Here is an 11,412-nt window from a genome sequence, read left to right as displayed (position 1 = left end):
GTAGGGGAGATGTCCGGCAGGACAGAGGGGGGCGCTGTCCCGCCGACCCGCGCAATGGCAGCGCCATCACCCGCGCATCCGCTCGAGATTCGCGTCGAACAGCGGCGTCGGCTGCACTCGGGCGGGGTAGCGCTTGCCCAAGAGTTCGATCTCGAAACCGTCGGCCTCGTCGGCGATCTCCTTCGGCACATAGCCCAGGGCCATGGACGTCTTTGAATGGTGGGCGTAGCCGCCTGACGTGACCCAGCCGCGCACGGCGCCGTCGAACCAGATCGGCTCGTCGCCGATGACGTCGGCGTCTGCCGCATCGACGACAAAGGCGCGCAGCCGCAGCTTGCCGCCTTGCTGGCGCTCAGCCAGTGCCGCCTGCCTGCCGATGAAATCGGTTTCTTTCCCGTAGGCGACGAAACGGTCGAGCCCGGCCTCCAGCGGACCATAGATCGGCCGGTATTCGCGCGCCCACGAGCCGTAGTTCTTCTCCAACCGCAGCGCGTTGAGCGCGCGGGCGCCGAACAGGCCGATGCCGAAGTCTTCGCCGGCCGCGATCAGGGTCTGGTACGCGGCACGCTGATATTCCGGCGCCACCCAGATCTCGTAGCCGAGATCGCCGGTGTAGCTGACGCGGCCGACCAGGCACGGCGCCATGCCGATATCCATCCTGGCCGTAGCCATGAACGGAAACGCCGCATTCGACACATCCGTCCGCGTAGCCCTGGCAAGCACGTCCCGCGCCTTCGGTCCGGCGATCGACAGGCCCGTCAGCTTCGCCCCCAGCGCCTCGATCATCACCGAACCGTCCTTCGGCAGATGCGCCTCGAACCAGCGCATGTGATACTGCTCGGCAATGCCGGAACCAGCGAGGAACCAGCCCTCCCCGCTGGAACTGCGGCTGCCGAGATTGGCCAGCGAAAAATCGCCGATCAGCCTGCCGTCTTCTTTCAGCATCGGCGCCAGCGTCATGCGGCCGGGCTTTGGCAGCCTGCAGGCAAGCAGGCGGTCGAGCCAGGCCGCGGCGCCCGCGCCCGTCACCCTGTATTTGGCGAAGGACGAGATTTCCGACAGGCCGACACTTGTCCGCACCGTCCTCACCTCTTTTGCGACATGCTCGAAATCGCTCGAGCGCCGCCACGAGAATTCGTCCCTGACGTCTTCGGGCGCATACCACAGCGGCACTTCCAGCCCAAAGGCCACACCCCACTGCGCGCCCTTCGCCGACAAAAGGTCGTAGACCGGTGTAGTCTTGAGCGGCCGCCCGGCAGGCAGCTCCTCATTGGGGAAGCGGATGGAAAAACGCCGCGAATAATTCTCGCGCACCTTGGCGTTGGTGTAGGCCATTGTTGCCCAGTCGCCGTAGCGCGAGACATCCATCGCCCAGATGTCGGCGCCGGGATCGCCCTCGATCATCCAGTTCGACAGCGCCAGGCCAACACCGCCGCCCTGCGAAAACCCGGCCATGACGCCGCAGGCGACCCAGAAGCCCGGCAGGCCGCGCACCGGCCCGACCAAAGGGTTGCCGTCGGGCGCGAAGGTGAAGGGGCCGTTGATGATCTGCCTGATGCCGGTGTTCTGGAAGGCCGGGAAATGCCGGAACCCGACTTCCAGTGACGGCGCGATGCGGTCGATGTCGGGCTCCAGCAACTCGTGGCCGAAATTCCACGGTGTCTGAAGCTCGGACCATGGCTTGTTGGCTTTCTCATAGGTGCCCATCAGCATGCCGCCGCGCTCCTGGCGCAGATAGAGCTCGCCGTCGAAATCGACCGCGTGGATGATCTCCGTGCCGGTCTTCTGGTTCCAGGCGGCGACCTCCGGCATGTCCTCGGTGATCAGATACATGTGTTCCATCGCCAGCACCGGCAGTTCGAGACCAACCATGCGGCCGACCTCGCGCGCCCACAGGCCGCCGGCGTTGACGACATGCTCGGCCACCACCTCACCCTTGTTGGTGATGACGCGCCACAGCCCGTCGGCGCGGCGCACGATATCCTCGACCTTGGTGAAGCGCTCAACCTCGGCGCCAAGTTTCCTGGCCGCCTTGGCATAGGCGTGGGTGACGCCGGACGGGTCGAGGTGACCGTCCTCCTTGTTGCGCACCGCGCCGACGAACTGTTTCGGGTCGAGCAGCGGCATCAACTCGGCCGCCTCATCAGGCGAAATCTCCTCGAGGTCGATGCCAAGATAGCGGCCCTTGGCGACGACGCCGCGCAGCCAGTCGAGCCGCGCCTCGGTCGCCGCCAGAAGCACGCCACCGGTCAGATGCACACCGGTCGCCTGGCCGGACAGTTCCTCGATCTCCTTGTACAGCGAGATCGTGTATTTCTGCAGCTTGGCGACGTTGGGATCGCCATTGATCGTGTGCATGCCGCCGGCCGCGTGCCAGGTCGAGCCGGAAGTCAGCTCGTCGCGCTCCAGAAGCACAATGTCGGTCCAGCCGTGACGGGCGAGATGGAACAGCACCGAACAGCCGACGACACCGCCGCCAATGACCACGACCTTCGCATGCGATTTCATGGGTTTTCTCGTTATTTCAGGGAGTTGGAGGGGTGAGATGAATCGGTGCGGGAGGAGCCAAGCCACCCCCCTCTGGCCTTCCGGCCATCTCCCCCTCAAGGGGGGAGATCAGCAGCGACGGCGCCGCCGCGCTCTTTTCAACGTTGGTAATTGGCGAAGGAGAACGTGACAGCCAATCTCCCCCCTTGAGGGGGAGATGCCAAGTTTTGGCAAAGAGGGCAGGACAGAGGGGGGTACACGAGCGCAAGCCTTCGACCATCACGGCTCGCCCTGCCCGATCGCTTCCTTGCGCCTGGCCACATACGCCTCCAGCGCCTCGCGCACCGCAATATCCATCGTCGGCTCGACATGGTCTTCCAGCGCTTTCTTCCACAGCCGCGTCGCCCGCGTCGTGGCGTCGAGCCCGCCGGCCTCCTGCCAAGCCTCGTAGTTCTGCCAATTGGAGAGCATCGGCTGGTAGAAGGCGGTTGCATAGCGCTCCAGCGTGTGCGGCTCGCCGAAGAAATGGCCGCCGGTCGGCACCGCACCCAGCGCCTCGACGGCGAGTTCCGCCTCGTTGACTTCGATCGGACGCAAAAACTCCATCATGTGCTGGATCATCTCGACGTCGATGATGAACTTTTCGAACGATGCGGTCAGCCCGCCCTCCTGCCAGCCGGCAGCGTGGTAGACCAGATTGCCGTGGCCGAGCACCGCCCCCCACAGCGCCATCAGCGTCTCATAGGCGCCTTGCGCGTCGGCGGCGTTGGAGGCCGAGCCCGGCGTCGTCCGGTAGGGCAGATCATAGCGTCGCGCCAATTGCCCGGAGGCGATGTTGGCCTTGGTGTTCTCCGGCGTGCCAAAGGCCGGCGCACCGGACTTCATGTCGACATTGGAGGTGAAGGCGCCATACATGACCGGGGCGCCAGGGCGGACAAGCTGCGTCAAGACCACGCCGAACAGTGCCTCGGCGTTCTGTTGCGCCAGCGCGCCGGCAAGCGTCACCGGGCTCATCGCCCCCATCAGCGTGAACGGCGTCACCGCAACCGATTGGCCGAACTCGGCCATGGTCATCAGGCCCTCGGCCATCATTTCGTCGAAACGGCGCGGCGAATTGACCGAGATGATGGTGGTGACGCCGGGATGGTCGCGCATCTGGTCGAGGCTCAAGCCCTGCGAAATCGCCATCATTTCGATGCCGTCCAGCGCCCTGCCGCGGCCGATCGCCGAGACGTGAAAACTCTTGTCGGTCAGCGTCAGATTGGCGAAATAGGTGTCGAGGTGGCGTGAATTGGCCGGCAGTTCCACCGGTGCGCAGACCTGATTGCCCAGCATGTGGATGCAGTTGAAATGCTGCGCCAGCCGGGTGAGATCGCAATAGTCACGCAAATTGCCGGCGCGCCGGCCGCGTTCCATGTCATGCACGTTCGGCGGTCCGGCGACGAGCGTAAAATTGATGGTGTTGCCGCCGAGATGGACCGTGTGGGCCGGGTTGCGCGGCGTCAGCGTATAGCTGGACCGCGTCGTCTTCAGTGCCTGGTCGACCATGCCGCGGTCGATGCGGACAGTCATCGACGCATGATCGACCTTGGCGCCGGCCTTCTCGAACAGCGAAAGCGCCCGCGGGCTCATCACCTCGATGCCGAAATTCTCCAGAATGTGCATCGACGCCCGGTGGATCGCCTCGATCTGGTCGGCCGAGAGCATAGCCATCGGCGGATAGGGATTGGTCACGCGGCGCAACGGCAGTTGCGGGATGGCGGCCGGTCCCCTGTTGCTGGTTCGCTCGGCGCCGCGCTTGCGTCTCGGTTCGGTCATGCGGCGCATCAAAGCGCCGGCACGACGATCGGGCTGTCAGAAATCCGCCACCTGCGGGCGCGATTTTAGCCAAGGCGGCACTTTGGGATTTTCGTGCCGACAAAAGCGACGGAAAACGTCGGAATATCCATCATCGCTGTGTCGCGGCCAAAGCGGCCGATCAGCCGTTAAGGAACGCCGCAAGATTCCCTTTATGATTCCGGCCTAATCCTCTTCCAATGGGTAGGTCGAGTTTTAGTAAAATGGTAGCTGTTGCCGTGCTGCTGGCGCTGTCGGCCTGCGCGACGCCGCCGAGCCATATCAACGATGTCTGCGCCGTCTTCGACCAGAACGACGGCTGGCTCGACAACTGGCAGGCGGCGGCCGAACGCGCCGAACGGAAGCATGGCGTGCCGGTTCCCGTGCTGATGGCGACGGTGCGCAAGGAATCCGGCTTCAAGAGCAACGCCAGGCCGCCGCGCAAGAAGCTGCTCGGCTTCATTCCCTGGAAACGCGTCTCCAGCGCCACCGGCTTCTCGCAGGCGCTCGACGGCACCTGGGCGCAATATCAGAGCGAGACCGGCAGCTGGGCGGCGCGCCGCACCAGCTTCGCCGATGCCGTCGATTTCGTCGGCTGGTATCATTCCAAGACATCAGACACGCTCGGCGTCGCCCGCAACGACACCTACAATCTCTATCTGGCCTATTATCTCGGCTGGACGGCCTATGGCCGCGGCAACCGCGGCGATGCCGGCGTGCAGCGCTACGCGCGGGCCACCGAGCAGATGGCTCGGGACTACGCCGCGCAGCTACGCCAATGCGCGCGTTGATGGCGCCACGGATCTAATCGTCCGTCAGCTTCGGCCTCTTGCCGTGCGGACGCTGCGGCGGAGCGCCGGCAAAGCCCGGACCGACGCCGTGCGGCGCGTCTTCCGGCACGCCTTCATTGGCGGCATGCTCCTTGTCGAACTTGATCACCGGCTCCATTTTCGCCAGCACGTCGTCGGCAAGCCAGCACAGGCTCATATGACCGTCGCCGAGATGCTTGACCGGCGGCACCTGCGTCTCGCAAAGATTGTCCGGCACCAGCTTCTTGTAGCCGCAGCGGGTCTGGAACGGACAGCCGGTTGGCGGGTTCATCGCCGAGGGGATGTCGCCCTCCAGCACGATGTGCTTCTTGATCACGCTGGTGTCGGCGATCGGGATCGCCGACAGCAGCGCCTCGGTGTAGGGATGATAGGGGGGCGAAAAGATCTGGTCGGTCGTGCCCTGCTCGACGATATAGCCGAGATACATGACGACGACGCGGTCGGCGATGTAGCGCACCACCGACAGGTCGTGGCTGATGAACAGCATCGTCGTCTTGTTCTTGCGCTGGATGTCCATCAACAGTTCGGTCACCGCCGCCTGCACCGACACATCGAGTGCAGAGACCGGCTCGTCGGCCACCACCACCTTGGCATCGCCGGCAAAGGCCCGCGCCACGCCGATGCGCTGCTTCTGGCCGCCGGAAAGCTGGCGCGGCTTGCGGGTCTCGAACGCCCGTGGCAGCTTCACCAGGTCGAGCAGTTCCAGCATGCGTTTGCGGCGGTCGGCAACGGTGTTGCCGACATTGAACTTTTCCAGCGTGCGGATGATCTGCGAGCCGACCGTATGGCTGGGGTTGAGCGTGTCGAACGGATTCTGGAACACCATCTGGATCGACGACACCGTCTCGACGCTGCGGTTCTCGACCCCGATCGACTGGATTTGCTGGTTGCCGAGCGTCACGCTGCCGGAGCTTGCCGTCTCCAGTCCGAGCAGCACCTTGGCCAGCGTCGATTTTCCGCAGCCGGACTCGCCGACAATGGCGACGGTCTCGGATTCGCGCGCCATGAAGGAGATCGTCTCATTGGCCTTGACGACGCGGCCCTCGCTCGAGCCGAACACCTCGCTGCCGCCGACCTTGTAGTACTTTTTGAGATCCTCGATCTTGAGCACCGGCGCGCCGGGCTCGACGCGCTCGTTGACCTTCTTGGCGCCGGGCGGCAGCGCTTCCCAGTCGATCTCGTTGAAGCGCACGCAGCGCGAAAAATGGCCTTCATGGCCGTCGACCGCGATCATCGGGATTTCGGCGGCGTTGCAGACGCCCTCGACGAAATGGTGGCAGCGGGGGCCGAAATTGCAGCCCTTCGGCCGCTCGTGCGGCAGCGGCAATTGCCCCGGGATGGAGATCAGAGGCCGCGAATTCTTGTCGGCGCCGGGCAGCGGGATCGAGCGGAACAGGCCTTGCGTGTAGGGATGGCGCATCCGGTCGAAGACGTCCTTGATCTTGCCGGTCTCCACCGCTTCGCCCGAATACATCACCGTGATGCGGTCGCAGGTTTCCAGGATCAGGCCGAGATTGTGCGACACGAAGATCATCGAGGTGCCGAACTTCTCGCCGAGCCCTTTGACCAGGTCGACGATGCCGGCTTCCACCGTCACGTCGAGCGCCGTCGTCGGCTCGTCAAGCAGCAGCAGCGCCGGCTTCGACAGCAGCGCCATGGCGATGACGATACGCTGTTGCTGGCCACCGGAAAGCTGGTGCGGAAACGAGCGCATCATGCGCTCGGGATCGGGCAGCCTGACCGATCGCACCATTTCCAGCGCGCGCCTGTAAGCCTCTTCCTTCGACACCTTGTCGTGGATCAGCGGCACTTCCATCAGTTGCTGGCCGACCTTCATCGCCGGGTTCAGGCTGGCCATCGGCTCCTGGTAGATCATCGCGATCTTGTTGCCGCGGATGGCGCGCAGTTCCTCGTCGGACAGCTCGCCCATGTCCTTGCCCTGGAACTTTATCCGGCCGCCGACGATCTTTCCGATGTTGGAGAGGTCGCGCATGATGCCGAGCGACACGGTCGACTTGCCGCAGCCGGATTCGCCGACGATGCCCATCGCTTCGCCAGGCATGACCGTGCAGGAGAAGTCCATGACGGCCGGTATCTCGCCCTTGCGGGTGAAGAAGGAGATCGACAGGTTCTCGATCTCGATGATCGGCCCATTGGTCGGCCCATTGGTCGGCTCGGCGGGATTTCGAACTGCCTCATTCATGGGTCGCTCCAATCCTGGTTCTTTCAGCATATCGGGTCGAGAACCCGTCCATCAATCTTTCATCGATTGCTCACGCAGCGAGTCGGCCAAAAGGTTAAGGCCCAGCACGAACGACATCAGCGCGATCGTCGGCGGCAGCGCCGGATGGATGAAGGAGCGCAGCAGCCGGCTGGCATCCTTGATCGCGGTGCCCCAGTCCGGGCTCTCGGGCGCCAGCCCCAGGCCGAAATAGCCGAGCGTGCCGAGCAGGATCGTGGTGTAGCCGATACGCAGGCAGCCATCGACGATCAGCGGCCCGCGCGCGTTGGGCAGGACCTCCCACAGCATGATGTACCAGGGCGATTCACCGCGCGTCTGCGCCGCCGCCACATAGTCGCGCGTTTTGATGTCCATGACCAGGCCGCGCACGATGCGGAACACGCCGGGGCTGGAGGCGAACACCACCGCCACGAAGATGTTGAGCTGGTTGGGATCGATATGGATGATCCTGAACGGATCGGCATCGAAGACCAGGCCGGCATAGACCCAGCCGCCAATGATCAGCGTCAGCCCCAGCAGGATGTAAAGGCGGTCGGGCCGTTTCTTGTAGCGCGTCCAGAACAGCACGCTGAAGAAGATGATCGGAAACATGAAGAACACGCCGGCCATCGCATAGGGAATCGGTGTCTCCATGATGCCCGGCGTCACCAGGAGGTAGAACAGCAGGATCACCGGGAAGGCGAGCACCAGATTGGCGAGGAATGACAGCACCGTATCGATCCTGCCGCCATAATAGCCGGCCGGCAGGCCGAGCGTGATGCCGACCATCAGCGCAAACCCGGTCGCCGCCGGCGCGATGATCAGCACGATCTGGCTGCCGTAGACCATGCGGCTGAACACGTCGCGGGCAAGCTTGTCGCCGCCGAACAGGTAGACAAGTCCCGATTGCGGCTCGACCGCGCCGGGCAGCGCGTCCTTCATGATCGAAACCTGCGCCAGTGGATCGAAGGGCGAAATGGTCGACGCAAAGATCGCTGTGAACAGCCAGAACAGGCAGATGCCGACGCCGGCAATGCCGACGCCGCTGTCGAAAAGCTGACCGTAGAGGCCAAGCCTCTTCTTGTAGGCGAAGCTCGCCCCCATCACCAGGACGAGAGCGATCCAGACCGGCCAGAAACGCGCAAGCACGCCAAGCACCACATTGAAGGCGCCGATATATTCAAGCTGCATCCGCTCGATCCCCTATTGAACTCTGATACGCGGATTGAGAAACGCGTAGCCGACATCGGAAATGAGCTGCGTGATCAGGACGATGAACACCGAGACCAGGGAGCAGCCGAGCAAAAGATCGATATCGTTGTTGCCGGCCGCCTCGACCAGCGTGTAGCCAAATCCCTGGTAGCGGAACATCACCTCGACAATGACGACGCCGGTGAGCAGCCAGGGAAATTGCAGCATGATGACGGTGAACGGCGCGATCAGGGCGTTGCGCAACGCGTGCTTGACCACGACGCTGCCGAAGGAGAGGCCCTTCAACCGGGCGGTGCGGATATATTGCTGCGTCATCACCTCGACCATCGAGGCGCGGGTCATGCGGGCGATATAGCCGATGCCATAGATCGCCAGCGTCATCACCGGCAAGGTGAAGTTGTAGAAGGTGATGCCCCGGCTGGCCGAAGCCGCCGAACCGTTCAGCAGGCCGAGCCATGAGGCGAAGATGACGGTGAATATGACGCCCGAGACATATTCGGGCGTCGCCGTCGAGGCGATCGAGGCGACAGACAAGGTCCGGTCGGTTCGCGAGCCTTCGCGCATGCCGGCGAGGATGCCGATCAGCAGCGAGATCGGCACCATCACCACAAGCACCCAGAACATCAGGATTCCGGTAGCACCTAGCGCCGGGAAAAGCTTCGACGCGACCGTCGTCTTGAACTTGGTCGAGCAGCCGAAGTCACCCTGCAGCACGCCTGAGAATGTCGGCTCGACAGGATCGTTGCAGAAGGAAAATCGTCGCGTGGGTTTGCCCGTTGCCGGGTCTGTGACCGGCTGTTTGGGCACGATACCCAGCCATTGGCCATACCGGGAGAAGAAATTCTGGCGGTAGCCATGGTTGACCAGCCAGCTTTCGAGCTGCTCGGCGGAGGTATGCATTTCGGTCTGGCTGATCGCCAGCTTTTTCAAATTGGGTTCGAGATTGATCAGAAAGAACACGACCATCGTCAGGCACAGCATGGTGAGAAGCATGGTGCCGAGCCGTCTGAAAACGAATGCAAACATTTTATGCCCCTGCCGGTTTGGTTGGGGTAAGAAAGATCAACAATTGAGCTAGAGAGAGGGGCTGCAGCCCCTCTCTCTATACGCGTTGGTCATGCCTCCTTGTCGAGCCATACCCGGTAGAAATCGTGCTCGTTGGTCGGGTGCATGCCGTGGTTCTTTACGTAGGTGGCCGAGTGATTGTAGAGCGAGCGCCAGTAGGGCTGGATGATAATGCCGGAATCCTGCAGGATCTGCTCGAGATCCTTCATCAGCAGCTTGCGCTTTTCGACATCGGGCTGCGCTGTCGCTTCGGCAAGCTTTTTGTCGAACTCGGGGTTGGCATAGGCGGTCTCGTTCCAGGCTTCGCCGCTGCGATACCCAAGCACCAGGATCTGAACACCCAGCGGACGCATGTTCCAGGTTGTCATCGAGAAGGGATATTTGGTCCAGTCGTTCCAGAAGGTGGCACCCGGCAGCACGGTGCGCTTCACCTTCAGACCCGCCTCGCGCATCTGCGCGGCTATCGTATCGCCGGTGTTCTTGTGCCAATCCTCGTCGGTGGTGATCAGGTCGTGCTCGAAATCGGCATGGCCGGATTCTTCCATCAGCTTCTTGGCGCCCGCCGCATCGCGTGCCTTCTTGGGCAATTCCACATACTCGGGATGGATCGGCGAAACATGATGGTTTTCCGCCACCGTGCCCCGGCCACCATAGCCGAGCTGAAGAACGGTGGCGTTGTCGACCGCCATCTGCAGCGCGTTGCGAACCTTTTGGTCGTCATAGGGTTTGTTGTTGACGTTCATGCGCGCCACGATGGTCGCGGCCGTGTTGACCTCGGACTTCACAAGCCCAAGCCCGTCGAGGATATCGACATAGTCGGCGACGGTTTCGTAGTTGGTATCGACCTCTCCTGCCTCGAAGGCGCTGACAGCGGCCGACGGGTCTGCTCCATAGTCGATGAACTCGACGCCATCGAGGTAGGCCTCGCCGCCCCACCATTTGCCGTTCTCGCGCCGCTTCAGCACTGCCTTGGAGCCGACATCGTAGGACACAAGCTCGAACGGCCCGGTGCCGATCGGGTGCGAGACGAGGTTCGACCCGTTCTTCTCGAAATCGCGATGCACGATGATGCCGGGATAGTCGGAGACGCCCGGAATGAAGGTGATGTCGGGCGCCGGAAATTTGACTTTGATCGTATGGTCATCGACCTTCGTTATCGCGCCATCCCTGGCCTTCTTCGTCGCCGGATCGACCAGTGCGCCCATGCGCGCCGCCATCGAATTGCCTTCTGCTGCTCCGTCGCACCAACGCAGAAGGTTGAACATCACGTCATCGACACCGAAGGCATCGCCATTGTTCCACGTCACGCCTTGGCGAACGTGGAGCGTGTATTCGGTGGCGTCGTCGTTGATTTCCCAGCTTTCGAGCAAAGCCGGCTCGAATGTGAATTCGCGCGTGTACTTGACCAATGGCTCAAGGAACTGGCGCGCCACATTCGCCATTTCTGGCCAGTCGTAGGAGCGCGGGTCCTTCTGGTCCTTGACGAACATCGAAACCCTGATCACGCCGCCCTTCTTAGGCTCTTGAGCGAGTGCCGGCGTCGGCGCGACCAGACCGAGCATTCCGTAAGCCATCGCGGTCGACGCTCCGAACACGCTGGCCAGAGCCAGGAATTCGCGGCGATCCACCTTGCTTGCCTTGGCTTTTTGGGCCATCGCCAGGATGTTATCCGGAACGCGATCGCCATTACTCTTGTAGTTTGTCATCACGAACTCCCATTGTTGGCTTTCTGCCTTTTACCATTCCGCATCCGGGCCATGA

Annotated in this window: 7 protein-coding genes; 1 reads left to right on the top strand and 6 read right to left on the bottom strand. The window is 62.8% G+C overall.

Going from position 1 to position 11,412, the window contains the following annotated elements; all coding sequences use genetic code 11:
* Positions 1–66: 66 nt before the first annotated feature.
* Both BQ8794_RS30805 and BQ8794_RS30795 read right to left on the bottom strand, forming a co-directional pair.
* Positions 67–2,508 carry a GcvT family protein gene (locus tag BQ8794_RS30805; protein ID WP_077383033.1) on the bottom strand — a complete coding sequence of 814 codons (2,442 nt, stop codon included), beginning with the start codon at positions 2,506–2,508 and terminating at the stop codon, positions 67–69.
* A gap of 258 nt (positions 2,509–2,766) precedes the next feature.
* A complete protein-coding gene (locus BQ8794_RS30795) occupies positions 2,767–4,305 on the bottom strand; it encodes a trimethylamine methyltransferase family protein (protein ID WP_167378905.1) in 1,539 nt (512 codons plus the stop codon).
* A gap of 218 nt (positions 4,306–4,523) precedes the next feature.
* Here BQ8794_RS30795 and BQ8794_RS30790 point away from each other — a divergent pair, with 218 nt between their 5' ends.
* The gene (locus tag BQ8794_RS30790) at positions 4,524–5,114 is read left to right on the top strand and encodes a transglycosylase SLT domain-containing protein (protein WP_077383023.1); all 591 of its coding nucleotides are present in this window, start codon (positions 4,524–4,526) and stop codon (positions 5,112–5,114) included.
* A gap of 13 nt (positions 5,115–5,127) precedes the next feature.
* Here BQ8794_RS30790 and BQ8794_RS30785 read toward each other — a convergent pair whose 3' ends face one another.
* The 4 genes from BQ8794_RS30785 to BQ8794_RS30770 all read right to left on the bottom strand — a co-directional run bounded on the left by BQ8794_RS30785 (position 5,128) and on the right by BQ8794_RS30770 (position 11,357).
* On the bottom strand, positions 5,128–7,356 hold the full coding sequence (locus tag BQ8794_RS30785) for a dipeptide ABC transporter ATP-binding protein (RefSeq protein ID WP_077383020.1): 2,229 nt from the start codon (positions 7,354–7,356) through the stop codon (positions 5,128–5,130).
* Positions 7,357–7,407: 51 nt separating this feature from the next.
* Positions 7,408–8,565: an ABC transporter permease gene (locus BQ8794_RS30780; protein ID WP_077383017.1), complete on the bottom strand. Its 1,158-nt coding sequence runs from the start codon at positions 8,563–8,565 to the stop codon at positions 7,408–7,410.
* Positions 8,566–8,577: 12 nt separating this feature from the next.
* The gene (locus BQ8794_RS30775; RefSeq protein ID WP_077383014.1) at positions 8,578–9,612 is read right to left on the bottom strand and encodes an ABC transporter permease; all 1,035 of its coding nucleotides are present in this window, start codon (positions 9,610–9,612) and stop codon (positions 8,578–8,580) included.
* An 89-nt stretch (positions 9,613–9,701) separates the two neighbouring features.
* Complete coding sequence (locus tag BQ8794_RS30770; protein WP_077383012.1) at positions 9,702–11,357, bottom strand: ABC transporter substrate-binding protein; 1,656 nt, start codon at positions 11,355–11,357, stop codon at positions 9,702–9,704.
* Positions 11,358–11,412: the final 55 nt, after the last annotated feature.

This window comes from Mesorhizobium prunaredense (assembly GCF_900156895.1).
GTDB classification, from domain to species: Bacteria; Pseudomonadota; Alphaproteobacteria; order Rhizobiales; family Rhizobiaceae; genus Mesorhizobium; species Mesorhizobium prunaredense.
Note: the sequence above shows the minus strand (reverse complement) of the source record. Positions and strands in the feature narration are given on the sequence as shown.

Excerpts from the sequence above, each read along its gene's own strand:
- BQ8794_RS30805 (WP_077383033.1), bottom strand. The coding sequence starts at position 2,508 with ATGAAATCGCATGCGAAGGTCGTGGTCATTGGCGGCGGTGTCGTCGGC.
- BQ8794_RS30795 (WP_167378905.1), bottom strand. The coding sequence starts at position 4,305 with ATGACCGAACCGAGACGCAAGCGCGGCGCCGAGCGAACCAGCAACAGG.
- BQ8794_RS30790 (WP_077383023.1), top strand. The coding sequence starts at position 4,524 with ATGGGTAGGTCGAGTTTTAGTAAAATGGTAGCTGTTGCCGTGCTGCTG.
- BQ8794_RS30785 (WP_077383020.1), bottom strand. The coding sequence starts at position 7,356 with ATGAATGAGGCAGTTCGAAATCCCGCCGAGCCGACCAATGGGCCGACC.
- BQ8794_RS30780 (WP_077383017.1), bottom strand. The coding sequence starts at position 8,565 with ATGCAGCTTGAATATATCGGCGCCTTCAATGTGGTGCTTGGCGTGCTT.
- BQ8794_RS30775 (WP_077383014.1), bottom strand. The coding sequence starts at position 9,612 with ATGTTTGCATTCGTTTTCAGACGGCTCGGCACCATGCTTCTCACCATG.
- BQ8794_RS30770 (WP_077383012.1), bottom strand. The coding sequence starts at position 11,357 with ATGACAAACTACAAGAGTAATGGCGATCGCGTTCCGGATAACATCCTG.